This is a genomic window from Micromonospora sp. NPDC048898 (assembly GCF_043198035.1).
GTDB lineage: Bacteria > Actinomycetota > Actinomycetes > Mycobacteriales > Micromonosporaceae > Micromonospora.
On sequence record NZ_JBICUF010000012.1, the window covers coordinates 41,287 to 67,499 of the forward strand.

Annotated in this window: 27 protein-coding genes; 17 read left to right on the forward strand and 10 right to left on the reverse strand. The window is 70.7% G+C overall.

Going from position 1 to position 26,213, the window contains the following annotated elements; genetic code table 11:
- Window positions 1-40 precede the first annotated feature (40 nt).
- Window positions 41-1,855, forward strand: coding sequence for a hypothetical protein (locus ACGFIQ_RS26140; RefSeq protein WP_393247881.1), 1,815 nt, complete (start codon window positions 41-43; stop codon window positions 1,853-1,855).
- 54 nt (window positions 1,856-1,909) lie between these two features.
- Window positions 1,910-2,998 carry a glycosyltransferase family 2 protein gene (locus tag ACGFIQ_RS26145; RefSeq protein ID WP_393247883.1) on the forward strand — a complete coding sequence of 363 codons (1,089 nt, stop codon included), beginning with the start codon at window positions 1,910-1,912 and terminating at the stop codon, window positions 2,996-2,998.
- Between the two features lie 74 nt (window positions 2,999-3,072).
- Here ACGFIQ_RS26145 and ACGFIQ_RS26150 read toward each other — a convergent pair whose 3' ends face one another.
- On the reverse strand, window positions 3,073-3,456 hold the full coding sequence (locus ACGFIQ_RS26150) for a hypothetical protein (RefSeq protein WP_393248155.1): 384 nt from the start codon (window positions 3,454-3,456) through the stop codon (window positions 3,073-3,075).
- 296 nt (window positions 3,457-3,752) lie between these two features.
- Between ACGFIQ_RS26150 and ACGFIQ_RS26155 the strand changes: the two genes are divergently transcribed.
- Entirely contained in the window at window positions 3,753-4,817 is a 1,065-nt protein-coding gene (locus tag ACGFIQ_RS26155) for an SMP-30/gluconolactonase/LRE family protein (RefSeq protein WP_393247885.1), read from the forward strand.
- 174 nt (window positions 4,818-4,991) lie between these two features.
- On the opposite strand, the gene ACGFIQ_RS26160 is transcribed toward ACGFIQ_RS26155, so the two are convergent.
- A complete protein-coding gene (locus tag ACGFIQ_RS26160) occupies window positions 4,992-5,891 on the reverse strand; it encodes an S-4TM family putative pore-forming effector (protein WP_393247887.1) in 900 nt (299 codons plus the stop codon).
- A gap of 208 nt (window positions 5,892-6,099) precedes the next feature.
- On the opposite strand from ACGFIQ_RS26160, the gene ACGFIQ_RS26165 reads away from it, so the two are divergent.
- On the forward strand, window positions 6,100-6,297 hold the full coding sequence (locus ACGFIQ_RS26165; protein ID WP_393247889.1) for a hypothetical protein: 198 nt from the start codon (window positions 6,100-6,102) through the stop codon (window positions 6,295-6,297).
- Complete coding sequence (locus ACGFIQ_RS26170) at window positions 6,294-7,175, forward strand: hypothetical protein (RefSeq protein WP_393247891.1); 882 nt, start codon at window positions 6,294-6,296, stop codon at window positions 7,173-7,175. The genes ACGFIQ_RS26165 and ACGFIQ_RS26170 overlap by 4 nt, the downstream gene beginning before the upstream one ends.
- A 50-nt stretch (window positions 7,176-7,225) precedes the next feature.
- Here the strand turns inward: ACGFIQ_RS26170 and ACGFIQ_RS26175 are convergent, their stop codons facing one another.
- Together ACGFIQ_RS26175 and ACGFIQ_RS26180 are read right to left on the reverse strand one after the other, a co-directional pair.
- On the reverse strand, window positions 7,226-7,444 hold the full coding sequence (locus ACGFIQ_RS26175) for a hypothetical protein (protein ID WP_393247893.1): 219 nt from the start codon (window positions 7,442-7,444) through the stop codon (window positions 7,226-7,228).
- 148 nt (window positions 7,445-7,592) lie between these two features.
- A complete protein-coding gene (locus tag ACGFIQ_RS26180) occupies window positions 7,593-8,543 on the reverse strand; it encodes a hypothetical protein (protein ID WP_393247895.1) in 951 nt (316 codons plus the stop codon).
- A 282-nt stretch (window positions 8,544-8,825) separates the two neighbouring features.
- Between ACGFIQ_RS26180 and ACGFIQ_RS26185 the strand changes: the two genes are divergently transcribed.
- Window positions 8,826-11,006 (forward strand): HelD family protein, encoded by a 2,181-nt coding sequence (locus tag ACGFIQ_RS26185; protein ID WP_393247897.1) that lies wholly within the window; start codon window positions 8,826-8,828, stop codon window positions 11,004-11,006.
- Window positions 11,007-11,027: 21 nt separating this feature from the next.
- Here ACGFIQ_RS26185 and ACGFIQ_RS26190 read toward each other — a convergent pair whose 3' ends face one another.
- Together ACGFIQ_RS26190 and ACGFIQ_RS26195 are read right to left on the reverse strand one after the other, a co-directional pair.
- On the reverse strand, window positions 11,028-11,693 hold the full coding sequence (locus ACGFIQ_RS26190) for a response regulator (protein WP_393247899.1): 666 nt from the start codon (window positions 11,691-11,693) through the stop codon (window positions 11,028-11,030).
- Window positions 11,690-12,538, reverse strand: coding sequence for a sensor histidine kinase (locus ACGFIQ_RS26195; protein ID WP_393247901.1), 849 nt, complete (start codon window positions 12,536-12,538; stop codon window positions 11,690-11,692). Before ACGFIQ_RS26195 ends, ACGFIQ_RS26190 begins: the two co-directional genes overlap by 4 nt.
- A 112-nt stretch (window positions 12,539-12,650) precedes the next feature.
- On the opposite strand from ACGFIQ_RS26195, the gene ACGFIQ_RS26200 reads away from it, so the two are divergent.
- The 3 genes from ACGFIQ_RS26200 to ACGFIQ_RS26210 are packed head-to-tail and all read left to right on the forward strand — an operon-like array spanning window position 12,651 to window position 14,748.
- The gene (locus ACGFIQ_RS26200) at window positions 12,651-13,364 is read left to right on the forward strand and encodes an ABC transporter ATP-binding protein (protein WP_393247903.1); all 714 of its coding nucleotides are present in this window, start codon (window positions 12,651-12,653) and stop codon (window positions 13,362-13,364) included.
- A complete protein-coding gene (locus ACGFIQ_RS26205; protein WP_393247905.1) occupies window positions 13,361-14,110 on the forward strand; it encodes a hypothetical protein in 750 nt (249 codons plus the stop codon). The genes ACGFIQ_RS26200 and ACGFIQ_RS26205 overlap by 4 nt, the downstream gene beginning before the upstream one ends.
- Complete coding sequence (locus ACGFIQ_RS26210; protein ID WP_393247907.1) at window positions 14,107-14,748, forward strand: hypothetical protein; 642 nt, start codon at window positions 14,107-14,109, stop codon at window positions 14,746-14,748. Before ACGFIQ_RS26205 ends, ACGFIQ_RS26210 begins: the two co-directional genes overlap by 4 nt.
- Window positions 14,749-14,951: 203 nt before the next feature.
- On the opposite strand, the gene ACGFIQ_RS26215 is transcribed toward ACGFIQ_RS26210, so the two are convergent.
- Window positions 14,952-15,548 carry a helix-turn-helix domain-containing protein gene (locus ACGFIQ_RS26215; protein ID WP_393247909.1) on the reverse strand — a complete coding sequence of 199 codons (597 nt, stop codon included), beginning with the start codon at window positions 15,546-15,548 and terminating at the stop codon, window positions 14,952-14,954.
- A 111-nt stretch (window positions 15,549-15,659) separates the two neighbouring features.
- Between ACGFIQ_RS26215 and ACGFIQ_RS26220 the strand changes: the two genes are divergently transcribed.
- Together ACGFIQ_RS26220 and ACGFIQ_RS26225 are read left to right on the forward strand one after the other, a co-directional pair.
- On the forward strand, window positions 15,660-16,304 hold the full coding sequence (locus ACGFIQ_RS26220) for a class I SAM-dependent methyltransferase (protein WP_393247911.1): 645 nt from the start codon (window positions 15,660-15,662) through the stop codon (window positions 16,302-16,304).
- Between the two features lie 146 nt (window positions 16,305-16,450).
- Entirely contained in the window at window positions 16,451-17,704 is a 1,254-nt protein-coding gene (locus ACGFIQ_RS26225) for a hypothetical protein (protein WP_393247913.1), read from the forward strand.
- Between the two features lie 162 nt (window positions 17,705-17,866).
- Here the strand turns inward: ACGFIQ_RS26225 and ACGFIQ_RS26230 are convergent, their stop codons facing one another.
- On the reverse strand, window positions 17,867-18,367 hold the full coding sequence (locus ACGFIQ_RS26230) for a MarR family winged helix-turn-helix transcriptional regulator (protein ID WP_393247915.1): 501 nt from the start codon (window positions 18,365-18,367) through the stop codon (window positions 17,867-17,869).
- 73 nt (window positions 18,368-18,440) lie between these two features.
- Here ACGFIQ_RS26230 and ACGFIQ_RS26235 point away from each other — a divergent pair, with 73 nt between their 5' ends.
- The 5 genes from ACGFIQ_RS26235 (at window position 18,441) to ACGFIQ_RS26255 (ending at window position 22,833) form a co-directional block, all read left to right on the forward strand.
- Window positions 18,441-18,866 carry a hypothetical protein gene (locus ACGFIQ_RS26235; RefSeq protein WP_393247916.1) on the forward strand — a complete coding sequence of 142 codons (426 nt, stop codon included), beginning with the start codon at window positions 18,441-18,443 and terminating at the stop codon, window positions 18,864-18,866.
- A 794-nt stretch (window positions 18,867-19,660) separates the two neighbouring features.
- Window positions 19,661-20,170: a hypothetical protein gene (locus tag ACGFIQ_RS26240; RefSeq protein ID WP_393247918.1), complete on the forward strand. Its 510-nt coding sequence runs from the start codon at window positions 19,661-19,663 to the stop codon at window positions 20,168-20,170.
- 50 nt (window positions 20,171-20,220) lie between these two features.
- Window positions 20,221-20,745, forward strand: coding sequence for a hypothetical protein (locus tag ACGFIQ_RS26245; protein WP_393247920.1), 525 nt, complete (start codon window positions 20,221-20,223; stop codon window positions 20,743-20,745).
- A gap of 7 nt (window positions 20,746-20,752) precedes the next feature.
- The gene (locus ACGFIQ_RS26250) at window positions 20,753-21,991 is read left to right on the forward strand and encodes an MAB_1171c family putative transporter (protein WP_393247922.1); all 1,239 of its coding nucleotides are present in this window, start codon (window positions 20,753-20,755) and stop codon (window positions 21,989-21,991) included.
- Window positions 21,988-22,833: an oxygenase MpaB family protein gene (locus ACGFIQ_RS26255; RefSeq protein ID WP_393247924.1), complete on the forward strand. Its 846-nt coding sequence runs from the start codon at window positions 21,988-21,990 to the stop codon at window positions 22,831-22,833. The genes ACGFIQ_RS26250 and ACGFIQ_RS26255 overlap by 4 nt, the downstream gene beginning before the upstream one ends.
- Before the next feature lie 85 nt (window positions 22,834-22,918).
- On the opposite strand, the gene ACGFIQ_RS26260 is transcribed toward ACGFIQ_RS26255, so the two are convergent.
- Both ACGFIQ_RS26260 and ACGFIQ_RS26265 read right to left on the reverse strand, forming a co-directional pair.
- Window positions 22,919-23,692: a hypothetical protein gene (locus ACGFIQ_RS26260; RefSeq protein ID WP_393247926.1), complete on the reverse strand. Its 774-nt coding sequence runs from the start codon at window positions 23,690-23,692 to the stop codon at window positions 22,919-22,921.
- 348 nt (window positions 23,693-24,040) lie between these two features.
- Entirely contained in the window at window positions 24,041-24,175 is a 135-nt protein-coding gene (locus ACGFIQ_RS26265; RefSeq protein ID WP_393247928.1) for a hypothetical protein, read from the reverse strand.
- A gap of 182 nt (window positions 24,176-24,357) precedes the next feature.
- Here ACGFIQ_RS26265 and ACGFIQ_RS26270 point away from each other — a divergent pair, with 182 nt between their 5' ends.
- Window positions 24,358-26,205, forward strand: coding sequence for a glycoside hydrolase family 15 protein (locus ACGFIQ_RS26270; protein WP_393247930.1), 1,848 nt, complete (start codon window positions 24,358-24,360; stop codon window positions 26,203-26,205).
- The last annotated feature ends 8 nt before the right edge of the window (window positions 26,206-26,213 follow it).

Consider the following 26,213-nt stretch of genomic DNA (forward strand, 5'->3'; position numbering starts at 1 on the left):
CGTCGCCACGCGGAACCACGCTTCGGACAACTGATGGACAATGCCCAGGTCCTCGGAGAGGATCTGTCCCGTGAATACCCGGTCCACCGGCGCCGCACCAACCGCCGAGAACGCGATCCCCGACCAGACGTCCGACGACCGGACGCCGACCGGATGGGATCGGTGGCGCTGGGCCCGCCCCGAATGGATCCTGGCCGCACTGGGCAGCCTCCTGCTGTCGGTGCTGCTGACCTGGCCGACGATGCGGCATCCGGCCAGCACGATCCCCAACGACATCGGTGACCCGACGTTGCAGGCGTGGCAGGTCGCCTGGTCCGGGCATGCTCTCCTGAGCGATCCGGCCGGCCTCTGGGACTCGAACACGTTCTTCCCCGAGAAGTACACCTACGCCTACAGCGACACCCTGCTCGGGTACGCCCCGGTCGGGATGATCGGTTCCGGCTTCGAGGCCGCCCTGATCCGCTACAACGTGCTGTACGTGCTGCTGCACGCGCTGGCGGCCTTCGGGGCGTACGTGCTGGCGCGGCAACTCGGCGCGAACCGGTGGGGTGGCGCGGTCGCCGGGATCGCCTGGGCGTTCGCCCCCTGGCGGTTGGCCCACGCCGGTCATCTCAACATCCTGTCCAGCGGGGGGATCGCGCTGTCCCTGGCGATGCTGGCCCGTGGTCATGGCTGGTCGCTGCGCCACGGTTACCGGCCGGAGCGACGGCGGCCCGGCTGGGCGTTGGCCGGGTGGCTCGTCGCCGCCTGGCAGGTCACGCTGGGTTTCGGCATCGGGCTGCCACTCGTGTACTTCCTGCTGGCCGCGGTGCTGGTGGCGGCGGGCTGCTACGGGTGGTCCTGGTGGCGCAAGCGGGAGCGCCCGCCGTTCGGTCGGCGGTTGCTGCTCACCGATCTGGCCGGTGGGGCCGCGTTCGGTGCGGTGACGTTGCTGCTGGGCCTGGTCTACCTGCGCGTCGTCGACATCAATCCCCAGGCCGAGCGGGGGCTGGAGTGGACCAGGATGTTCTCCCCTCCGCTGATCGGGTTCGTGACCGCACCAGCGGACTCGTGGTTGTGGGGTGAGCGGCACGCCGCCGCACGCGAGCAGTTGTCCTGGCCACCGGAGATGGCGCTGCTGCCGGGGCTGACGGTGATCGCTCTGGCCGCGGCGGGCCTGTTCGTCTCGGTGTACGCGGGCCGGCACCGGGTCGCGCTGGGCATCGGCGTGCTCGGCACGGTGCTGCTGGGCCTGGGCTCGACCCTCGGTGGCGACGGCGAACCGGGCTATCTGACGCTGTCCACGCTCCTGCCGGGCTGGGACGCGCTGCGCACGCCGGGCCGGATGATGCACTGGACCAGCCTGCTGCTGGCGCTGCTGGCCGCCGGAGCGGTGACGGCGCTGGCCGAGTCGGCGGGCCAGGCCTCGGCCCGCCGCTTGACGCGTGTCGTCATGCCGCTGGTCCTGCTGGTGCCGCTGGCCCTGGTGACCCTGGAGGGCGTCAACCGCACACCCCATCCGACCGTGACCCCGCCACCGGCCGCGATGGGGGCCGCGCAGGACCCGATCCTGGTGCTGCCCGCCGGCGGTGTGGGCGACCTGACGTACATGTTGTGGACGACCGACGGGTTCCCCCGGGTGACCAACGGGCTGGCCGGGTTCGAGCCGGTCAGCCAGGCACAGACCCGGGCGGCGGTGGCATCGTTCCCCGACCAGGGCAGCGTGGCGTACCTGCGGGGGATCGGCGTGCGGTCGGTGGTCGCCCTGCCGGACCGGACCGCGGGCACGCCGTGGGATGGCATCGCGGCCCGGCCCATCGACGGGCTGGGCATCACCCGGGAGGATCTCGATGGCACGCTGCTCTACCGCCTCTGAGCGGGCACGCGACGCGGGCGCCGACGGTGGCCGCCCGGGTCCGGGTCGGGCGGGGTGAGCAGGATGCGGTTGTCCATCGTGGTGCCCTGCTTCAACGAGGAATCGTCTGTGGAGCGGTTGCACGAGACCGTCACGGCCACGCTCGCCGACCTGTCGGACCTGGATGTCGAGGTGGTGTACGTCGACGACGGCAGCGAGGACGGCACCCTCGAGGCGCTGCGCCGGCTCGCCGCCGCCGACCCGGCGGTCTGCTACACGTCGCTGAGCCGCAACTTCGGCAAGGAGGCGGCGATGCTCGCCGGCCTGCAACGGGCCACCGGCGACGCGGTCGTCATCATGGACGCCGACCTGCAACACCCGCCACGGCTGCTGCCCGAGATGGTGGCGCTGTACCGGCAGGGCTTCGACCAGGTGATCGCCCGCCGGGACCGGCGCGGTGACCGGTTCGTGCGCATGGTCGCCTCGCGGTCCTTCTACCGGATGATCAACTGGTGGATCGACGTACGCCTGCAGGACGGGGCAGGTGACTTCCGACTGCTGTCCCGCCTCGCGGTGGACGCCATCCTGTCGATGCCGGAATACAACAGGTTCTCCAAGGGGCTGTTCTCCTGGATCGGCTTCCGCACCGTGGTGGTGGCCCACCGCAACGAGGCCCGGCAGACGGGGCGGAGCAGGTGGACGTTCGGCAAGCTGTTCAACTACGCGTTCGACGGCCTGCTGTCGTTCAACAACCGACCCCTGCGGCTGGCGATCTACGGCGGCATGTTCCTCACCCTCATCGCACTTGTCTACATGGCCTGGGTGGTCGCGGACGCCATCGAGAAGGGCATCGACGTCCCCGGTTACACCACCATCATCGTCAGCGTGATCGGGCTCGGTGGCATCCAGATGACCATCCTGGGTGTGATCGGCGAGTACATCGGCCGGATCTACTACGAGACCAAGCGCCGACCGCACTATCTGGTGCAGGAGACCGAGCGCCTGGTCACCGAGACCGGCGAGTCGCCCCGGATGCCGTCGCAGCCCGCGGCGCGGTCGGCCGATCGGGGCCAGCAGGCGGCACCGGGCCGGGAGGAGGCGTTCCGCCGGCCCTCCCAGCGGCCGGCCACCGGAGAGGCCACGACCGACGACGACGCGGGCTGATCCCACCGACGCCAGCCCGGACGCAGACCACGATCGTCGAGGCCGGCGCGGTGGCACCGGTAGCGGCGGCGCGGTCAGCCGTCCGGGGTGAAGAGCCCCTGGATGCCGACGACGATCGCGATGAGACCGAAGATCGCGAGCAACAGGCGGACCCCGGTCGCTCCGGTCGCCTGCTCGTCGCGGGGCGCCGGCCGCCCGGTCAGCCGGTCCCACAACAGGGCGACCCCGACGCCGATGCCCACCACCTCGAAGTGGAACACCCGCGGTCCGGACACCAGGTGCACGATGAGGTAGTAGCCGCCGGTCACCAGCGCCACGAGGCCGACCACCCACGCGATCGGGGCGGCCCGACCGGCGAGGCGACCCAGGTCGTCGCCGACCCGGGGCAGCAGCCGCAGCACCGCGACGGCGAGCAGGAAGCCGCCGACGATGTTGGCGAGGTCGAGCAGCAAAGCCATGATCACGATAGCTCTCCGTCGATCGAGGGATCAGCGGGTGGGAGCGTACCCACGGTCCGGGGCGGTTCAAACGATCTGGACCGCGGTAGGACCGGGAGAACATTTTACGAAAGCTTTACCCATTGACCAGCGTCTTTGTAATCTTGGACGAATCAACCGGCACGAAACCGATGCGACTCTCTCGTTCGTCACCTAGGCTGCCTGGTGACACATCGACGGACCGCACCCGCTCCGTGCCGGCCGCCGCGACCTCCTACCGCCGGCCTCGCAACGGCCGACGTCGATTGGAGTATTCGATGACCTGGCGTCCAACCATTGCCGCACTGGCCGGGCTGTGCCTCGCGGCCACCGCCGCACCGTTCGCCACCGGTGCCGCCGCGGCACCCTCGACAGCCGTCGACACCGCTCATGTCAGCGCTCACTCCGCGCTCGCCGGTCCGCCCGGTGCGCCACCCGGAGTCTGCCCGGAGGGGGTCGGGTACGGCCCACCGCTGCCAGCCAGCTCCCTGTCGGCCACGAGGATCCAGGGCGGGTTCTCGTTCCTCGAAGGGCCGGTCTGGGTCGCCGACGGCGGCTACCTGCTGATGTCCGACATGGCCCCCGGCAGCGGCCCGTACAACGTCCAGCCGTCCACGATCCGCCGGTTCACCCCACCGGCGACCTTCGACACGTTCATCGCCAACGCCGGCAGCAACGGCCTGGCCCTCAGCGCCGACGGCCAGCAGATCGTCGCGGCCACCCACGACCAGCGCAGCGTCTCCGCGTACCGACTGGGCGACCGGGCCCGCAGCACCGTCGCGGCGAACTACCAGGGTCGCGCGTTCAACTCGCCCAACGACGTCGCGGTCCGCTCCGACGGCGTCGTCTACTTCACCGACCCCAACTTCCAGCGCGGCAACCGCCCGGACCAGATGAACGGCCGTACCAGCGTCTTCCGCGTCTCCGGCGGTCAGGTGTCACTTGTGGACGACCGACTGCGCCAGCCCAACGGCATCTCGCTCGCACCCGACGGGAGCGCCCTGTACGTGGGCGCCTACGGCGAGAACAAGATCTACAAGTACGCCGTCCAGCCCGACGGCAGCATCGGCTCCCGCAGTGTCTTCGTGAACTACATCGGCGGTCCGGACGGCGGGACGATCGACTGCGCCGGCAACGTGTACTGGACGTCGGGCTTCGACTCCCTGGTCCACGTCTACTCCCCCACCGGCGCCCAGCTCGGCACGATCCGGCCGGGCAACACCGGCACGACGAACGTGGCCTTCGGTGGCGCCGACCGGCAGACCCTCTACATCACCTCGGGCCCACGGGGCGACTCCAGCCTCTACAGTGTGCGGCTCAACGTCCCCGGTTACCCCTACTGACCGAGGTGGGCGGGCTAGCGCACCGAGACCGCCGACCGAGTCGAGATGGCGTGACCGGTCTCCATGACGTCGGCGGCCTCGGTGCCGACAACTGTCGCGAGGAGGACCTTTCCATCGGCGGGCACCCTGGTCACCCTATCGACAGGCGCAACGGCCCGCGAGCGCCGACGCACGCTAGGAGGTGACGCCCACCCGCTGCTCAAGCGCCTGCATCTTGTAGCGGAAGTCGGCCAGATCATCGTCGTGGAAGAGGCGGAAGAACCACTGTGGCATCCGCGGCTGCTGCCGGCGGGCGACGAACAGCACATCCTGCACCTGCCGGGCGAACACCGCGAACGCCTGGTCGTCGGCGGTCGCGCGAGACGACTCCTCCATCTGCGCGCGTACCAGGCCGAGCACCCGGGTGCGGTCCTGAGTGGTCAGGATCTGCGCGCGGGCCATGTCGGAGCAGGCCAACAGCAGACCCAACGATGGTACGAACCACGCGCTGACCAGGCTCGCGACCGTACTCTCGGTCAGTAGGCCCACGGCGACGCCCACCGCGCACCAGACCGCGACGACACCGAGCAGGCCGGCGGCGAAGCGTCGCCGGACCCGCGAACCCCACGCCAGGTTCTGCTCCAGACAGAAGAGCACGTCGTACGGGGCGGCGACTGTCGCGACCAGGTAGTAGTCCCGCAGCCGCGCGTCGTCGCCGCGGAAGCGTCGGCTGAGGCGGCTCAGCTCGTCCTCGGACGGTCGCTCACCGACCAGGACCGCGTTCCACGGCAAACCGAACAGATCAGTGTCCAGCATCTCCTGCAACGTCGCGCTGGTGTGCAGGTGACGACCGATCTGGGGGGCCAGGATGACGGCGTAGACGCCGGCCCACAGCGCACCGATGATCGAGGCGGCGGGCTGCAGCGCGGGTTGCGCCACCTTGGCCATGACGCCGAGGCTCGCGACGACAAGGGACACGAGCAGACTGACCGTCTGGGCGCGTTGCGTGTAACTGTGCGCCACCGCGATGGCCCGGAAGAGGAGCAGGGAACGGGCGTTGTTCTGCAACTCGTCGATCCGCCGGGTGTCTGCCAATCGAACCTCCCAGGGGTCAGCGCTCCACGCCTGTCCACAGATGGTGACACGATCAGCGATCGAGACGATACCGTGCGTTCGATCGTTGACATCTGCTGCTTGCCGACGACCGGGCTCCCCCGCTGGTCCCGGTGGGACCGGGAGCGAGAGACTGGGCCGGTGCCGGATGACCGAGCCCGCCTGTTGCGGACTCCCCGACGAGACCTGGATGGACGGCGTGCTTGACGCCGCCATCGCCGCCGCCGAGCACAGCGGGCAGCCCCACCTCCTCGACCGCTACCGGCAACTCCACGCCCGCGAGCAGCGGGCCCGTGACGAGGAGATCGGCCGGGCAACACGGTTTGCGCGTTCGACAGCGACGGACCAGACGGCCCGTCACACCCCGGGGTTAACGTTGCCGACGTGAATCTCGCGGACCTGGTGATCGACGCGGCGGACAAGGGCTTCGGCGGCCTGGACGCCTCCCTGCTGCCGGAGCTGCGCGCGATCCGCCGCGACGGCCCCGCACGGGCTCGGCGGGCCGCGCTGCTCGCCCTGCTGCACCTCGGCGGCGAGCAGGCGCTCGACCCCGCCGACCTGGCCGTGCTGCGGCGGCTCATCGAGATCAAGCGCCCCGCTGATCGACCGTTCTCGATTGATGGCTGCTTCAACGCGTGGCTGGCCGTCCGCGGCGGTGACCAGCAGGACATCATGCGGGTGCTCGGGTTGAGCAGGTCCGCGCCCACCACGTACGAACTGGGCGAGACGCTCGTCGCCCACCTCGGCCACGGCGGGCCCGACGATTCGCGTACGTGGCGGCACGTCCTCATCTCACCGCTGCTCAACGGGTGGACAGTGGTCTACGGCCCGAGTTGCGATCCCGAAGACGAACCTCAGGTTGAGGGGTGGGTCCGAGAGCTGAGTTCCCGCCACGGCGACGCGCAGGCCTACTTCTACGGCAGCCAGGGCGACGGCGACGCCTGGCTGGTCGGCTCACGCGGGCGGATCGTCCGCCGCTACAGCAGCAACAAGCCGGAGACGTCGACGGGTGAGCCCCTGCCTGTCGAACAGCGCGCCCTGGCCCGCCTCGGTCTCAGCGGGGCACCGGAACGCCTCGACACCGACGAATTGTGGGACTTCGTCGCCGAATGCGGGGCGCCGCAGGTCGCGGCCGAGCTGAGCATCGACCCGGTGTGGACCGGATGGCCCACCGACCTGCACGTCCAGGGTCAGCCGTTGATCGCCTGGCCCGAGTCGGACGACGACGTCAGCATCCTGCGCGGCTGCTACGTCTTCGGCATCTGATGTGATCGACGATGATCCGCCCAGCTGGCAACTGTTGGGTCACCAGCGGATCAGCCGCTTCGCCGGTTACCCCACTGCCGTGGGCCCTGGACGGAGCCACCCCGGCCGCCGAAGTGCTGACCCTTCCCATGCGGCTGGGGTGAGGCGACCTTGCCCTTCGCGCGTCGGGCAGCCCGGTTCGCGGGCGCGGCGGGCTGGTCAGCCTCGGCCTCGGCCGTGGTCTCGGCATCCGCCTCGTGGTCGTCGTGAACGGGCTCAGGCTCCGGCATCGGTTTCTCCCTGGATCTGGGGCGCCCTCTCGACATCGACAGCCGACGGGCGCGGATTGCTCGACCCCGGTGTGGGCGCCTGGAGACTATCGCAACGCCGGGCCCGCCCGGGCGACGGTCACCCGTTCGCGTCGGTCAGCGCACGGTGTCAGCTCTGCTGGTAGTTCACGGCAGCGAACCCGCACGGTTGGTGCAGGTGCAGGTAGTAGGCACCCTCGCCGTATTCGTCCAGGTCCGCGCCGCCGACCAGGCCCACGTAGTCCATCGGCTGGCCGCAACCGGGGCAGTCGGCGTGCTCGGCGTCCTGGATCCAGTCGGGCCGGCCGCCCAGCGTCGAACCGCCCCGATCCCATGCGCTGGCCTGGTAGGGGCTCTGCCGGGCCGGGCCCAGGACCGGCGCCAGCGTCGGCGGGTCCTCGGGTTCGGTGGACCCGAGGTAGCTCGGGCGGGTGTTGCCGGGCCACCACGTGGTGGTGCCGGCCGGCGTGACCTGGCTGTACAGCGTCGCGTAGCAGGAGCAGAAATGGCAGGTTTCGATGATCAGCCGGCCGGACCAGCCCGTGTGGGCCAGCGCGGCGCGGACGGCCGGGTCCGCGGTGTCGAGGTCCGCGGCGGTCCACAGCGGCGACGCGCACCACGGACAGGAGGCGGCGTCCGCGCGCCGCGGTGTCTCGCGCATGATCCACCGGTACGCGATGCCGCCGCACAGATCCCGGCGGCTGCCGTCCGGGCCGATCGTCCAACCGCCCTCTTCGGCGTAGCGCAGCGCACTGACGTGCAACTCCTCGGCGCCCGGCGGCGGTTGCGTCGTCCAGCGACGCAGGGCGCTCTCGGCCAGCGGGTGAGCGGTGTGCGCCAGGATGACGAGGAGCCCATTGAGGTCGTCCGGTGTCCGGCCGTCGTCGATCCGCTCGATGATCCGGCGGACCAGGTCGACCTCCGCAGCTCGGTACAGTTTCGCCGGCCACAGCACGTCCCGATCGAGCAGGTTTCCGAGGTACGGAGTCAGCCGCCCCGGGTCCGCGTTGGCGATCGCGGACAACTCCTCGATGGCCTCCTCGTCCTCGACGGCCGCCTTCTCGATCAGCTCCTCGATCACTCCGGGGATGCTAGTCGTATCGATCGACCGGCAGGTGCCCCCGGTCAGCGCGGGGCCGACCGGCCAAGAGGAGTGTCCGCGTTCAGATCAGGTAATGGACGAGTTGTCAATGAGCGAATACGGATTGAATGAGGCCACCGGCGGACCGGATTCGCAAGAAGTTGAGATTCCTGTCTCTGGCGACAGAATTCCTGGGCGACGAGGAGAAAGAGCTCTATGCTCGCCCCGGAATAGGCTGCGGCTCATCCGCGGCCCGGGGGACCACCAGCACGGGGATTGCGAATGCGCCAGGACTCTGCTCTGCACAACGGCACCGCTGGCGTCAGCGAGGGGACACCCGCCGGCGCGCCGCCGACCGCCGCCGCGGAGGACGTCGCACGCCGATCCGCGGTCGCCGAGGAACAGGCATTTCTCGACCTGGCCACGGCCCGGCGCGACAGGTTGGCCGACCACCTCCGGGTGGAGCTTTCCACAGACGCCCTGGACCCGGTGGAACAGGCTCGGCAACGCATGCTCCGCCAGCAGTACGAAGAGCTACGGCGGGCACAGGACGGGCTGGTCTTCGGCCGCCTCGACGGCCTCGACGGCACCGTGCGACACGTCGGCCGCATCGGTCTGCGCGACGACCGCGAGGACAGTGAGCCCCTGCTGGTGGACTGGCGTGCCGCCGCGGCCCGGCCGTTCTACACCGCGACGGCTGTCGACCCGCAGGGCCAGGCACGGCGCCGGCACATCCGTACGACCGGATCGACAGTCGTCGGCGTCGACGACGAGCCACTGGACGGGACCCTGTCGGCGGAACTCGTCGGTGAGGGCGCTCTCCTGGCAGCCCTCGACCAGCGACGCACCGGCCACATGTCAACGGCGATCGCCACGTTGCAACGCGAGCAGGACGACATCATCCGGGCCGAGGCGACCGGCCCGCTCATCGTTCAGGGTGGCCCCGGCACCGGCAAGACCGTGGTCGCCCTGCACCGCGTCGCGTACCTGCTGTTCGCCCGCCGGGCGATTGCCGACCAGGCGGTCCTGGTCCTCGGCCCCTCGCCACGGTTCCTCCAGTACATCGCCCAGGTACTGCCCGCGCTCGGCGAGACCGCCGTCGTCTCGGCGACCTGCGACACCCTGCTGCCGGGGATCCGGGTGGGCCGCGACGAGAGCCGGCAGCTCGCCGAAATCAAGGGCCGCGCCCTCTGGCAACCCGCGCTGGAAAACTACGTCACGTCGCTGTACCCCCGGCCCCGGGAGTTGAGGCTGCGCTGGGAGGGCGAGTTCTACGCCATCGCCGCCGCGACGGTGGCGCAGGCGCTCGCCTCGGCGGTGCAGGGCCGGCCGTACCATCGCGCCCGCGCGGTCTTCGCCGAGCAGCTGCACCACCTCCTCGCCGACGCCGTCGTCGAACAGCGCGAGACGCTGATGAAGGAGATGGAGGAGGGCTTCGAGGACATCCTCGCCCGCATCGACCGGGACCTGACGCGCGAGCACCACCTCGGCAGGGCCGCCACCGGCAGTGACGTCGACGGCGTGCTCTCCGAGGAGGAGGTGGAGGATCTTCGTTCTCGGATCGCCGGAAGCGCCAGCATCGCCCGGTTCGTCGAGGCGTGGTGGCCCACCCTGGACGCCGAGACCCTGCTGGGTGCTCTCCTGACCGACCGCACCCTGCTGGCCCGGTTCGCCCCGGAGCTGTCCCCGGAAGAAATCGCCGCCGTCGCGGCCGAGCCCGCCCCGTGGGCATCGAGCGACATCGCCCTGCTCGACGCCCTCGCCGACCTGCTGGGTGAGGTCGAAGCCCCGCAGCCGCAGGGCGAGTTCGTCGCCGACCGCGCCCGCCGGCAGCGCGGCTGGGTGTACGGCCACGTCGTGATCGACGAGGCGCAGGAGCTGTCCGAGATGCAGTGGCAGATGGTCGTACGGCGCTGTCCCAGTCGCTCCATCACGGCGGTCGGTGACATCGACCAGGCGGAGGCGGCGCACCGGCACCGCAGTTGGGCAGACGCGGTGCGGGCTGTTTTCGGAGACCGTTGGACCGCAGCGGAGCTGACCATCTGCTACCGGACCCCGCGTGAGGTCATGGATCTCACCGGGCCGGTGTTGAGGAGAGCCGGCAGCCACAACGCGCCACCACGGGCGGTGCGCTCCTCCGGCATCGCTCCCTGGGAACTCACCACCACACCCGCCGAGCTTGCCGGGGCCGCCGCCCAGGCGGTGCGACAGCTTCGGCGACGGTGGCGTGGCGGCACGGTCGGCGTCATCGCCCCCGCCGACCGTGCCGCCGGACTCCTGGCCGTGCTGAGCGACGTGCCGGTGCTCACCGCGGCCCAGGCCAAGGGTTTGGAATGGGACGCGACGCTCCTCGTCGACCCGCAGGGCATCGCCGCCGAACCGCGCGGCTGGAACGGCCTCTACGTCGCGCTCACCCGATGCACCCAGGAACTCGGACAGCTGATCCTCACACCGCCGGCGTGACTGACGCAGCACCCGTCGGGTTCAGCGGCGTGGCCGCACCAGGCCCGCGTCGAACGCCGCGATCACGAGCTGCGCCCGATCTCGCACGGCGAGCTTCGCCATCAGGTGCGTGATGTGCGTCTTCACCGTCTTCACCGAGATCACCAGGGCGGTGGCGATCTCGTCGTTCGACAGGCCGCCGCCGATCAGCGTCAGCACCTGCACCTCACGGGAGGTCAGCCGCCGCAGCGCCGGAGTCGGCCGTTCCGGTCGGGGCGCCGTGACGTAGTGCGCGACGAGCCGGGTGAGGATCGACGGCGCGAACAGCGACTCACCGTGGTGGGTACGGCGGATCGCGTCGATCAGCTCCTCGGGGCGGGCGTCCTTGAGCAGGAAACCGGACGCTCCCGCCTGCAACGCCTCGTAGACGTACTCGTCCAGCTCGAACATGCTCAGGACCAGGACGCGGGCGGTGGACAGGGCCGGGTCGGCGCAGATGCGCCGGGTGGCCTGCAGGCCGTCCAGATGCGGCATCCGGACGTCCATCAGGACGACGTCGGGCCGGGCGGCACGGGCGCACGCCACGGCCCGGGCACCGTCGCCGGCCTCGCCGACGACGGTCAGGTCCGGCTCGTTGTCGATGATCATGGCGAGGCTGTGTCGGAGCAGCGCCTGGTCGTCCACCAGCAGCACGCGGATGTCGCTCACGCCGCCTCGTCCCGGATCCGCGCGGTGAGGCGGAAGCCCGCGTCGACGCGCTCGGCCGACAGGGTGCCGCCGAGACTGCCGACCCGCTCCCGCAGCCCGGCCAGCCCGTGTCCGGCGCCCGGCGACGCTCGCCATCCGTCGACCGACGGGCCGGTGTCGGCGACCGTGACCACCACGTACGTCCCGTCCCGGTACACCCGCACCCGCACGTCCGTCGGGCCGGCGTGCCGCGCCGCGTTGCTGAGCGCCTCCCGCACGGTCTTGCAGACGGCGACCTGTGCCCCCTGCGACACCGGGCCCAGCGGCTCGACCGTCAGCCCAGCTCGGATCCCGGCCAGCGACGCGCCGTGCACGATGTCGGGGAGGTCGTCGAGGTTGTCCATCGGCGCACGGCTGCTCTCGGCCGACGGCTCACGCAGGACGGTGAGCATGCGGCGCAGCTCGGCTGTCGCATGCCGGCTCGCGTCCTCGATGTCGGTGAGCGCCACCGCCACCTCGGCCGGCTTGGGCAGGTGCCGGGTGGCCGCCGCGCGGACCGTGATCAGACCCAGGCCGTGCGAGACGATGTCGTGCAGGTCGCGGGCGATGTGCAACCGTTCGGCGAGCACCGCCTCGGACGCGGCCCACGCCGTCAGCCTCGATTCGTAGGCGGCGCGGTCGGCGCGGGACCGCCGCACCGCCCACAGCGCCGTCGTGACCGCGCCGCCGACCAGCAACGGCGGCAGTACGACCGCGAGCGGGCCCTGCGTGCCGACCGTGCACATGGCCATCACCAGCACGCTGATCACCACGGCGACCACCGGCACGACCCTGGACCGTCCGGAGGGGCGCGGATGGGCGTTCACCACCCCGACTGTAGTTCTCAGACCAGGGTCTGACGGTCCGTGGACCGACCCGGCCGCCCGGTTGCGAGAACGGTCCGATGTGTGCGCGCCGAAGCACCTGTTGACTCGACTCATGATCACGATCGATCACGTCAGTAAGATCAGGAGCGGGACGCGGATCCTGTCCGACGTCACCTTCGAGGCCCGACCCGGCCGCGTCACCGGCTTCCTCGGGCCGAACGGAGCCGGCAAGACGTCCACGCTACGGATCCTGCTCGGCCTGGACAGCCCGCAGAGCGGGACCGCACTGGTCTGCGGGCGCCCGTACCGGAACCTGGCCCGCCCGCTGACGACCGTCGGCGCGCTCCTCGACGGCAGCGGCGCGCACCGGGCCCGCACGGCCCGCGCCCACCTGCGGTGGGTGGCCGCCAGCAACGGCCTGCCGGACTCCCGCGCCGACGAGGTCCTCGACCTCGTCGGCCTGACCGCCGACGCGCGCAAGCGCGCCGGGCGGTTCTCCCTCGGCATGAGCCGCCGGCTCGGGCTCGCCACCGCACTGCTCGGCGACCCCGAGGTGCTGGTCCTGGACGAGCCGGTCAACGGCCTCGACCCGGCCGGCATCCGCTGGATGCGCGGATTCCTGCGCGACAGCGCCACACAGGGCCGCACGGTCCTGCTGTCCAGCCACCTGATGGGCGAACTGGCCGAGATCGCCGACGACGTCGTCATCATCGACCGGGGCCGGATCGTGATCCAGGGCGGACTCGCCGACGTCACCGGTGGTCACCCCACCCTGGAGGACGCCTTCTTCGCGCTGACCACCACCGAGGCGGGTGGCGCGTGGTGAACGCCGTCCGCGCCGAACTCCGTAAGCTGCTCGGCCTGCCCACCGCCTGGGTCGGCCTGGTGCTGGGCACGTTGGTGGCACCGGTGATCGTGCTGCTCAACGCGCCGAACACCCGGCGTGCGATCGCCGCCGGCACCCTCACCGACACGTCCGACCTGGGCCTGCGCGACCTGGGTGTCGGCCTGATCGGTCCGATGGTCCTCGGCGTCATCGTGGTGAGCAGCGAGTACACGTCCACCGGCCGGGACGCTCCCGGCGCCCGCCAGCTCACCGCCACGCTCGCCGCGGTGCCCAACCGGCTGCGTCTGCTCGCGGCGAAGACCACCGCGCTGGTGCTTGTCGTCGCGGCACAGGCAACGGTCACCACCGCCGCCACGCTCACCCTCACCCGGGTGCTGCACGGCGACCACGCGCCGGCACCCGCCCCGGCGCGAGTCGCCGCCGCGATCCTCTACTGGACGCTGACCGCACTCCTCGCGTACGCGATCACGCTGATCACCCGCAACGGCATCGTGCCGCTGACCCTGCTGATCATCAACAGCACCGTGGTGTCCGTGTCGTACCTGCTGACAAAGGTCACCGACCTCGCCTCCTACCTGCCGGACATCGTCGGAGCGCAGATGTTCATCCGCGGCGGGGACTTCCCCGTCGAGATCGCCCCGGTGACCGCCGGGCTGGTGATGACGGCCTGGATCGTCGGGTTGCTCGCGGTCGGCGCCGTCCTGTTCCAGCGGCGCGACGCGTGAACACGGCCCGCGCCGAACTGCGCAAGCTGCTGACCCTGCCGTCGCTGCGCCGGACCGTGCTGCTGACCTGGGCCGCCAACCTCCTGCTGACGTACGCGTACGCGTCCGCCGAGTCCCGCGGTGAGCCGCTCAGCGACAACCCCGCCCTGGCCCCGCTCGGCTACGCCCAGGCGGGATTCCTGGTGCTCGGCGTGCTGGCGGCCACGTCCGAGTACGAGGAGGGCGACCAGATCCGAGCCACCCTGCTCGCGATGCCCCGACGCCTGCCCCTGCTGGGCGCGAAGGCCCTCGCGCTCGCCGCGCTGACGCTCCCGGTGGCCGCCGCGACGGCGGCCACCAGCACCCTGCCGGCCGACGGGGCGACCTGGACACCCGCCGCGACCGCGTACCTGACGCTCACCACACTGCTGGCGGCAGCGGTCGCCAGCGTCGTCCGCCGCGCGGTGCCCGCCGCGATCCTGCTGCTCGGTCTGTACTTCGTCGCCGGCCCGCTGCTGCGGGCCCGGTCCAGCGCCAGCGCCGCGTACCTGCCGGACACCGCCGCCCTCGACCCGTCGCACGGCGCCGCCGCATCGGTCGCGTGGACACTCTGCGCCCTCACGCTCGCCGCTGTGGCGTTCCGGCGCCGCGACGCGTGACACCGGGGTTTGCCGCGCGGAACGTCCACGACGCCGCCCGAAACGGCATGCGGTGCGTGTGCGGCGGTCCGGACGGTGGAGGCTCAGCCGACCCCTGCTGGCCGGCGGGCACGGGCATCGACCAACCCACCGGCACCACCGTGGAGATCGCCAACGGCAGTCTGCACGCTCCGCCAGGCCGTTGCCCGCCTGCGGACACGCCCCTAACTCGATTCGTGCTGCTGGGGGCTGGCGCGGATGTGCGCGCGTTCACCCTGCTTGCCGACGAGGCTGAGGAACTCCACGGGCCCCGAGCTGGTCGCACCGAACCAGTGCGGGGTGCGGGTGTCGAACTCGGCGACCTCGCCCGGTTCGAGGATGAGGTCGTGCTCGCCGAGCACGAGACGGAGTCGGCCGTTGAGGACGAAGGCCCAGTCGTAGCCCTCATGGGTGCGAAGGTCGGGTCGGGCGTCGTCGCGCCCGGTCGGGAGGACGAACTTGTAGGCCTGGATGCCTCCGGGCCGGCGGGTCAGGGGCAGGACCGTGGAGCCGTCGCTGGTGGGCAGCGGGCGCATGTTGATGCGGGGGTCGCCGGTCGGCGGCGCGTCGACGAGCTCGTCCAGCGTGACGCCGTAGAAGCGGGCCAGGGGTAACAACTGTTCCAGGGTGGGACGCCGGAGGCCGGCCTCGAGCCGGGAGAGGGTGCTGGTGGAGATGCCGGTCTCCGTGGCGAGGTCGGTGAGGGTGATGTCGCGGCGCTGCCGCAGCTGCTTGAGCCGCGGCCCGACGGCGTCGAGGGTGCGGTCGGTCGGATCGTCCATGACCCCCAGTTTGCCATTTGGCAAAAAGTTTTGCGGATCCGTCCGCTACTGGTCACCGTTGAGCCGCCGTGGCCGCGTTGGCCCCGCCCCCACCACCAACGGAGACGCACGATGACGCACTCGTTCGACAGGGACTACTGGGACCAGATCTGGGACGGCGATCGTGCCGGAGCCATGGCCGCCACCGAACCCAACCCGCACCTGATGCGGGAGGTCGGTGACCTGACGCCCGCGACGGCCCTCGACGCCGGCTGCGGCGCCGGAGCCGAGGCCGTCTGGCTCGCCACCGGTGGCTGGCAGGTCACCGCGGCGGACATCGCCCCCGCCGCGCTCGCCCGCGCGGCCGAGCGCGCCGCCGCCAGCGGCGTCGCCGCACGGGTGCGGTGGGTGCGGGCGGACCTGTCCACGTGGCAGCCGGACGCGCGGTACGACCTGGTCACCACCCACTACGCGCATCCCGCGATGCCGCAGTTGGACTTCTACGACCGCATCGCGTCCTGGGTCGCCCCGGCGGGCACCCTGCTCATCGTCGGCCACCTCCACCACGAGGACCACGCCGCCAGCACCGGACACGGGCACGGCGCGACCGAACCGCCCGCCTCGGCCTCGGTGACAGCCGCCGACATCACCGCACGCCTCGACCCGCACGTCTGGGAGGTCGTGACCGCTCGGGAGTCGCACCGGGTCGTGACGGGGCACCGCGGCCAGGAAGCCTCGGTCCACGACGTGGTCGTCAGAGCCCGCCGCCGTTCCTGACCCCACCACCTGCCCGTCAGCGCCTGACCCCGCCTGCGCCGCACACGGCGAACCGGGGCCCGACGGCGGTCCATTGGAGACGGCCGCCCGCACGACGTACGGACAGCGGGCGGCGGGCGGCCGCCTGTCGATGACAGGATCGGCCGATGCGCGTTCTCTTCGACGGCGAGGCACCTGTCGCCTACGGGCAGATCTACGTGACGAGTAGTGAGCTGCCGAACATGGACAGGGCGTTCGCCGGGCAGGTGAACGGCCTCTGCGGGGCCGGTCAGCCGGGCACGTTGTTCCTCATGACCGGCACCCACACCGGGCGGGTCCGTTTCACGATCGAGGTGCACGACGATGAGCCGCCAGCCGCGGCGGAGATGTGGGAGGAGGTGGTGGAGGCGCCGTTCCTGCTGAGGGCCGGGGTCGTCGACCTGGTTCCGTGGGGGGACGGGGCACTCGCCCGGCTGCCGCTGATCCCCGAGGGGCAGGACACCGGGCGGCTGCCGGTCTACCGCGTCCGGTACTGCGCCACGGGCATGGCCGAGGGAAGCGACCCGTTCGGCGGGCTCGACCCGGACGAGCTTGACGAGGATGACGACACCTACCTGGATCGGCGGCCGGACCGCTACCTGCTGTGCCTGTGGCCGGAAGCCGAAACGGGCGGCGACCCGAGTGCCGGTGGTACGGCCGGCGACCCGAGTGCCGGTGGGACGCGCTCCGACGCGATCCTGCGCCAGACCAGCGGCGCCGCCGCCTACTGGCACGCGTGGGCCCGCGCACTGCCACCCCCGCCCACCCTGTGGGAGCAGGTCGAGGCCGAGATGCTCACGCGGTTGGAACGGGAACGCCGCGACCAGGCGTACCGCATGCGGGAGGAGCGACGGCGCTGGGGCGGACGCCTGCCGAGTGAGCGGCTCCGGCGCGTCAGCGGCAACATCCAGGCGATCGTGCAGCTCGACCGAGACCTGGTCGACAGGGTGGCCGATGCCGATGCCGTCAGTCAGCGGCAGATCGCGGTCTGGGCGGCGCGGCAGGCGTTCACCGTCGCCGGCGTCGCGGACCTCGACTGGATGAGGCCGGCGTGGACGGCGCTGGATCGGGGCGAGCCGCTACCCGCCGAATTCGCCGACCCGATGGCGCTGTGGGCACGGATCCGGGGTGAGCCGGCCGTCACGTTCGCCACGGTCTCGCTGCGCGCCGCGGGTTGGGCCCCGGCCGATCCGCTCGGTGCGCTTCTCGACGCCCCGGTGAATGCGGTCGCGATGGCGGTGCCGGCGCTCACTGCCGCTGGCGAGCCCGATCCGTTGCAGGCGGCGCTGGAAGCGCTCTGGGCAGCGGTCACCACCTACGCCGCTCGGCGGGCCGAGTTCCTGACGGAGGTGCGGCGGGCATTTCCGTTCCTCGGCAGTTAGGCGGTCCTCGCTGCCTTGGTTACAAAGAAGACCAGGCGTCGACTCCGCCAGCCCTGCGACGCAACAGCTCGTCGAAGGTGCCCAAGTCCACGCACTACGCCGAGACTGTCCGAGCCGCCGGCCGTGGCGCCAGCGCCGTATCCGCGCCCGGCGGCGGGCCGCTTACGGCTGGCCCTCCTTGGTTGGGCTGGAGGGGTCGGCCTCGGCGCCGTCCAGCAGTTGTCGCAGGGCTTGGTCGAACGCCCGCCGAGTACTCGGGGGAAGGTGCGCAAAGAGTTGCCGGCCCACGTTGCCGGCGATCCGCTGCGCCTCGTCGATGCGCTGGCGGCCAAGGTCGGTGAGATGGATGGTGTGGGCACGACGGTCGGTCGGCACCGCTCGGCGTTCGGCCAACCGCTGCCGCTCAAGATCGTCGACGATCCGGCCCAGTGCCGACTTGTCGAGATCAAGCAGGTGGGCAAGCTGGCGTTGGGTGAGCGGGCCACGGCCGTCGAGGACGGCCAAGACCGCGAAGTGGCGTTCCTCGAATCCCAGTGGCCGCAGCGCCTCATTGAAGATCTTCTGACTGCGCCGGTGAATGGTGCTGATCTGCATGGCCGTGATGACGTCGGCCGGCAGGAAGGTGAGCCGCGAGGCGTCGGCCGGGGATCGTGCAGCACTCATGTCTGGATCATAGGGCCGTCACCAGTTAGGCTCGATCGAGAATTTCTCGATCGATCCTATCGGAGGAGCTGTGGTGCCAGATGCGACGAGTGGGGCTACTGCGATCGACCGGACAGCCGGCCCAGACGCGCGGCGTTCACCCGGGCGCGAGGGGCGCTCGGCCCGGTTACGGACGGCGATCGCGCTGACCTGGACACTGGTGGTCGAGCACGTGTACGCGCTGGTGACCCCGCCCTATGAACTCGGGATTCCGCACGCGTTTCACCTCAGCTTCGGGATCGCGTACGCCTGGTTGGCGCTCCGGCTACACACTGGCCGACGCTGGCACCGGGTGTTGTTGACCGTGCTGCTCGGCGTCCAGCTCGTCGGCAGGTTCTTCGTCTTCGCCGCGATCACCGACACCTGGGTGCGGGCCATCCTCGTGCTGGGCGCGCTGCTCACCATCGTCATTGCCACACTACTGTGGGCGGCCGGCGGCCCCCGACTACGCAGACGCTGACCAGCGGCAGACCTCGTGGCGTTACGACGCAGTCCGGCCAGCAGCCCGGACTGCGTCGTCATGCAGAACGGGACGGTTCTCCAGACATCTCGACGTGCCTCAAGCAGTGGTGCGACCTGGCCACCCGATACGCCAAACGCGCATCCGCCCACCGGTCCAACCTCGCCCTCATCGCCGCCGTCATCTGGCTCCGATGACCCAACGACTCGCGTCGAGCAGTGACGTGCGCAGAGCTGACGAACCAGGAGTCCGACTCGACATCGATGGGCTCATCAACCCAGGGCTGCACGATGGCGGCGAGCTGCGCTGTCACGGGCCACCTGTCCACGACCCACCCGCCGGGCGCCACCTCGGCCCCGCCCGGTGCGGGAGGATGTCCCGGTGCGCCATGAGCATCACGTCTTCCAGAATCCGCCGCCGTCGACACCGACCAAGGTAGACGCCGCGCTCGACCGCGGTGATCTGTCCGCCGCGTTGGGTGCCATGGTCGGCACCGCCCTGTACGGCGACGGCGACTGGAAGACCGCCAGTACGTCGACCAGTGCTGCAGGAGGAGTCCCCCCGTTGGTGCTCCTTGCGGAGCTGACCCCTCCCACGGCACCTTCGGTTTGGGTGGTCGGACCTCGACCCCATCCGCCGCACAACAGGTGTTGAGCAGATTGGCTTCCGGCTCAACGCCCGTTGCTCCAAACAGGAGCGAGCATACGCTCACGTTCGGTTCACGTGTCAACGTCTGTTTCACTGCGGCACGCATCTGCGACACTGTCGTTTCGGTCGCTGGAGGGTGAAGGATCATGGTGGATCGGCACACGGAGCAGGAGTTACCACCCCTCGACACGCTGGCGGCAAGGCTCGAATATTTGTTCGACGAAATCCGACCCACCCCAGACGAGCTCGGCGACTCCGACGAGCCTGGGCGCAAGTACACCAACAGGGAAATCGCCGACAAGATCAACCATGCGGCGGCCGAGACAGGCGTCACGATCAGCGCGGCCTACATCGGAGAGTTACGCCGTGGTGTGGCAAGTGACCCCCGCACCTCACACGTCCGCGCCCTGGCCACCGCCTTCGGGGTCAACTCGGGCTACTTCGTCGACGACGCGGCGGCACGGCGGATACAGGACCAGATCACGCTGCTCAGCGAGCTGCGTCGGATGGACGTCAAGCAGGTGGCGCTGCGCCAGGTGCTCGCCGACAACGGCCTCTCCGCGACCGACACCCAGCTCATCGAGCAGATGGTGGTCCGCCTGCGGGCCGTGGCCGAGGCTGGTGCGACCAGTTCCACGCCTGACGAACGCAAATAGCCGTGCACATCCTCCGGTGGGAGTACGTCGACGAGCAGGGGAACGCTGACGTGAGGTTGTACCGATTACGCAAGCGCTGCGAGCGGATCGTCGCCGAGCTTGAGGTGCCGACACCGTTCGACATCCAGACGCTGTGCGGCACCCTCGGTGAACGCCGCGGGCGGCCCATCCACCTGGTGCCGATCAAGCTGCCGGCGCAGACCGTGTGCGGTATGTGCGTGCCCACCGGCGACTTCGACGCCATCTTCTTCGAGCAGGACACCTCGCCGCTGCACCAACAGCTGATCATCGGCCACGAGCTGGGTCACCTGCTCGCCGGCCACCAGGCGACCGAGGTGCTGGACGCGGACGCCTCCCGGCTGTTGCTGCCGGATCTCGACCCGCAGCTGGTCCGGCGCAGCCTCGGCCGCAGCAACTACGCCGCGGCCGAGGAACGCGAGGCCGAGATGATCGGCTCGCTCCTCCTCCGGCGGCTCCGCGGCGGGCTCGGCGACGGAGACGACGAACCGTTGGACGGCCAGGACGCCGAGGTGTACGGCCGGCTGCGGCACTCACTCGAACGCCCCCACTGGTAGCGCGGCGATGGACACCGTCCTGTACACCGTCTGTGCCGTCGCCGGCTGGATCGCCGTCGCGTACATGGTGCGCCTTCAACGCCGGCACCCGAGCCAGGCCCGCCGTGCGATCTGTCTGGGCCTTGGCGCGTTCGCCGCCGGGATCACCGCCGCCATCCCGCCGATCGCGGCCGCGATCGACCAGGCGTCCGGCCTACCCAACCTGGCCAAGGTCATCTCCCACGGCTGCGCACTGACCATCTCGGCGAACGCCGAGATCATGCTCCTGCACTTCGCGCTTCCTCCGGCGAAGGCCGCCGCTCGCGCCCGCGTGTGGGTGTGGGTCACCGGGTTCGCCTTCCTCGTCATGGCCGGTCTCTTCGCGTACACCCTGACCTACGACGACCCGGTGCTGCTGACTGTCGAGTACGCGACCGACCCCGTCGTGACCGCCTACCTGCTGATCTTCCTGTTGCTCGGCTTCTTCGCCTACTGCTTCGACATCACCCGGCTGTGCTGGAGCTTCGCGAAGATCTGCGGGCGGCCCTGGCTGCGCCGCGGCCTTCGCATCACCGCCGTTGGCGCGGCCTTCGCGCTGCTCTACAGCACGAACAAGATCGTGTATCTCATCGCCTACTGGGCCGGCCACCAACCGACCGGCGAGCGGCAGATCGCCGCGGTCCTGGTGACCATCGGCGCGTTGCTGATCACCACCGGGCTCACCATGCCGGCGTGGGGGCCCACCCTCAAGATCAGCCGGCGATGGGAGGACTTCCACTCCTACCGAAGACTCGAACCGCTCTGGAGCGACCTGATCGCGGCCCTTCCCGAACTCGAACTCGATCCCGCCCTGCGCCGCACTCTCGCGGCGCTGGGCGACATCGACTACGCGTTGACCCGCCGGGTGGCCGAGATCCGCGACGGCCGCCTGGCGCTCCGCCCCTACACCGACGTCGGCGTGACGGCGCTGGCCGAGCAGTTCGCCGAGCGGGCCGCGCTGACCACGGAGGAGCGGCAGGCGGCTGTCGAGGCCGCCCACCTGGCCTGCGCGCTGCGTCGGCATGGCGCAGGTCTCGTGGCCGCGGTCCCGCAGCCCGCGGACGAGCTGCACCGCCCGGACGGTGGCTACGCTGGCGAGGTCGCGTGGCTGACGCTCGTCACCGACGCCTACGCCCGCTCACCGGTGGTGGCGCAGACACTCGCCGCCAGCGGCGAGCACACCGCCGAGAGCGCCCCGCATCCCACTGCTGGAGACACCCGCCGATGAGAGGCCGCTACGCGAACCTGACCCGGACCCGTGCTCTGCTGCCGGAGCGCGACTACCTGGACATCTACCAGACCATGCTGCGTTACGAGTTTCCGTGGGACATGAAGCTCGGGCTCAACCTGGCATTCAACAGGTCCTTCTCCATCCCCGCCATCGCCGCCGTGCACACGGCCACCGGCGAGCTGACCGAGCGCACCCAGAAGCGGATCGACGACACCGGCCTGCTGATGTACGAGATGGTGCTCAACGGGTTCGAGAATCCTCGTGGCCGGGACGCGTTGCGGCGTGTCAACCAGATCCACCGCCCGTACGACATCGGCAACGACGACTTCCTCTACGTCCTCGGCTGCCTGGTCGTGATCCCGACGCGCTGGTTGCAGGAGTACGGGTGGCGCCCGCCCTGCTGCCACGAGCGGCAGGCCACGTACCTGTTCTACCGGGAGCTCGGCCGGCGGATGGGCATCACGGACATTCCCGGGTCGTACGACGAGTTCGAGACCTGGTTCACCGCGCACGACGCGGCTCACCTGCGGCCCAACGACGACGCGGCGGCGATCGAGCGGGCCACCCGGATGCTGATGCTCACCCGGATCCCGCGGGTGCTCGCACCGCTGGGAAACGCGCTGGTCAGCGCCATGTACGACGCCCCGCTGCGGCGCGCCACGCAGGTCGACGAGCCGGCGTGGCCGGTCCGGGCTGGCCTGCACCTGGCGTTGCGGACGCGCTCGCGGCTGCAACGCTGGTTCGGGGCGCCACGGACGACGGCGATGTTCGCCGACGGGATCACCGCCAGGAGCTACCCCGACGGGTACGAGATCAGCCAGCTCGGTCCGCGGCACTGATGGGGCGTGTCGCGCAGGTGTCGGCTCGACAAACGCTTGCGCAACACGCCCCCAGCGCGGGCCGGGCGGTCGGGTGTGCGATCCGTCAGCAGCCGAGTCTCTTGGTGGAGAGAGCGATGTCGTCGATCCAGAGGTCGAACTCGCCCGGCGTGGTGCCACCCTGGTAGAGCTGCCAGCCGACCTTCACGGTGTTCACCGCCGGCAGGATGAAGGGCACGTCGTTGCCGCCGTGCTCGGTCGTGGAAGCGGTCAGTTCCGGGTTGGCCACGCCGTCGATCCACACGGTGACGCGGTTGTCCGCGGGGTCGAGTTTCCACTCGAAGCACTGCCAGGTGTCCTCGGTGACCGGGGCGGACTCCCGCCAGTTGGTCCAGTCGCCGGTCGGGCCACCGTCGGCGCCCACACCCCAGAAGGTCCCGGGGACGGTGGGCGCGTACTGGCCGCCGACCGGACGGACGACCTCCGGGCTCCCGGTGCCGGTCGCCTCCACCAACGTGAAGTGCGCCCAGTCGGGGGCGGTGGGGAAGGCATCGACACGCAGTCGCATCCGGCCGTAGAAGCGGTTGCCCGGTGCGGCGAAGTCGTCGACGCGCAGGAAGGCACGCCCGTTGTCCACCGTGTGGACGTGCAGCACCTGGTTGCCGTGCCGGGCGCGCTCGACGGTGAGCGTGCCGTTGCGGGTGTCGACGCCCCAGTCCAACGTGCTGGCACCGCCCGGTGGCAGCCGCTCGAAGTCCTCACAGAACAGCAGGCCACGGGTGCACGAGCGGTGGGGGGCACCCGACGCGGCGGCCGGGACGCTGCCGGCCGTGGTGCCGAGCAGCAGGGCGGCGGTGATCACCGCGAGGGAACGGCGCATGGTCATCCTCCATGACGTGGGGCGCCCACCGCGGGGGCGGGGCCTTGAGTATTTTCCCGGACATCACGATGTGGACGCCTTCGCAGCGCGAGGGCGATCGTCTCGGTGTCGTGGAAATGCGGAGTCGGGGCACGTACGGCGGGCACCGGCCCGTCGTCGTGGAGATGGCCCGGCGATGCGGCGCGCGTCCGCCGAAGTGGCGCGCTGCCGGCACTGCGATGCTCCCGTGCTGCCCGTTGCCGGCACGGTTGCCCCCGTGCCGCGGCGATGTGAGCCATTCCAGCACACCCGCGGCCGATCCAGCAATATCGATGACGGGCGCTCGTGCACACCGCGCCGAGGGGGCGGTCAGCGACCTGCCGCCCCGAGGATGACGGTGAGGCCCTCCTCGGCCGCCAGCACCGCACCGGCGAACTCCAGCTGCGCGGCGGCCACCGCGGCCCGGCAGCCGTGGCCCACCGTGGTCGCCGTGACCTGTCGCATCCGCCCACCATGCCCGACCTCCAGCCGGCTGGCCAGCACGGGTCAGGCGACCGGCGGGCTCCGCCGACCAGGTCGGGGCACCTTGGGGCACGCAACAGGGTGGCTGAAACGTGAATCTCGCCTAACTCGACAATTCACCCCTTAGGTTCGATGCGCAGGACGCCGCCGAACCGGGGAGAGACGTGGACAGCTATCCGGCGATCGAAGATCACGGACTTATCGGCGACCTGCAGACCGCCGCGCTCGTGACGTGCGACGGGACCGTCGACTGGTTCTGCGCGCCGCGCTTCGACTCGCCGAGCATCTTCGCCGCGCTCCTGGACAAGGAGAAGGGCGGCTACTTCCGTATCGCGCCACACGACGTGCGGTACGTGACCAAACAGCTCTACCTCCCCGGCACCCCCATCCTGATCACCCGGTTCATCAGCGCCGACGGCGTGGCCGAGGTGATGGACTTCATGCCGGTCACCGGTGAGCGGGCCACCGACGCGCACCGCCTGGTCCGCATCGTCACCATGGTCCGCGGCAGCATGCGCTTCCAGGTGGAGTGCCGGCCACGGTTCGACTACGCCCGCGAGGGGCACCAACTGGAGCGCCACCCCAACGGCTACGTCTTCCGCGGCCGGTCGGCGTCGCTGACGTTCAACCCGGTCGACCCCACGCGGCGGTTGATCTCCGATCACGGCGACATCCGTTTCGAGGGTGACGACCTCGTCGCGTACGGCACCCTCAACGAGGGCGACACCGGCGGGGTGGTCCTGGAGACCGGCGGCACCGAGCCGCGCATCATCGCGGCCGAAGAGATCCAGGGCATGTTCGAGTGGACCCGGGACTACTGGCGGCGCTGGGTCGAACGCTCGCGCTACACCGGCCGCTGGCGGGAGATGGTCGAGCGCTCCGCCATCACGCTGAAACTCATGACGTACGCACCGACCGGTGCGATGATCGCCGCGCCCACCGCCGCGCTGCCCGAGCTGGTGGGCGGCACCCGCAACTGGGACTACCGCTACACCTGGGTACGGGACACGTCGTTCTCGGTGCACGCGCTGCTCGGCCTGGGCTTCACCGAAGAGGTCAGCCGGTACATGGACTGGCTGGACGAGCGGATCCGTGAGGCCGGCGACCTCCAGGATCCACTGAAGATCATGTACCGGGTGGACGGCTCGTCCGACCTGCACGAGGAGGTTCTCGATCACCTGGAGGGCTACCGCGGCTCACGACCGGTGCGGATCGGCAACGGCGCCGCCGACCAACTCCAGCTCGACATCCACGGCGAGGCGCTCTACGCCATGCACCTCGCCGACGAGCAGGGCATCCGCGTCTCGCACCAGGTGTGGAAGAGCACCGTGCGGCTCGTCGACTGGCTCTGCCAGCACTGGGACCAGCCCGACGCCGGCATCTGGGAGAGCCGCCACCACCCCCGCAACTACACCTTCGGCCGGGTGATGTCCTGGGTCGCGCTGGACCGGGCCATCCGGCTGGCCACCCGCACCGGTCGCCCCGGGGACATGACCCGCTGGACCGAGCAACGCAACCGCATCTACGACCAGGTCATGGACCGCGGTTACGACCGGGGCCGCGGCACCTTCGTGCAGGCGTACGGCGAGACCGTGCTGGACGCGGCGCTGCTCGCCATGCCGGCGGTCGGCTTCGTCACGCCGAGCGACCCGCTGTGGCAGTCCACACTGACGGCGATCGAGCGCGAACTGGTGTCCGACAGCCTGGTCCACCGGTACGACCCGGTCCACTCCCCCGACGGTCTCCCCGGCCACGAGGGCACCTTCAACATGTGCACCTTCTGGTACGTCGAGGCGCTGGCCCGTTCCGGACGCCTCGACGACGCCCGTCTCACGTTCGAGAAGATGTTCACCTTCAGCAACCACCTCGGCCTCTACGCCGAGGAGATCGCCGCGACCGGGGAGCAGATCGGCAACTACCCCCAGGCATTCAGCCACCTCTCGTTGATCAACTCGGCGCTGACGCTCAACGACCTGCTCGACACCGAGGCCGACGCCCGGCGCCGCCGGTAGCGCGGGGG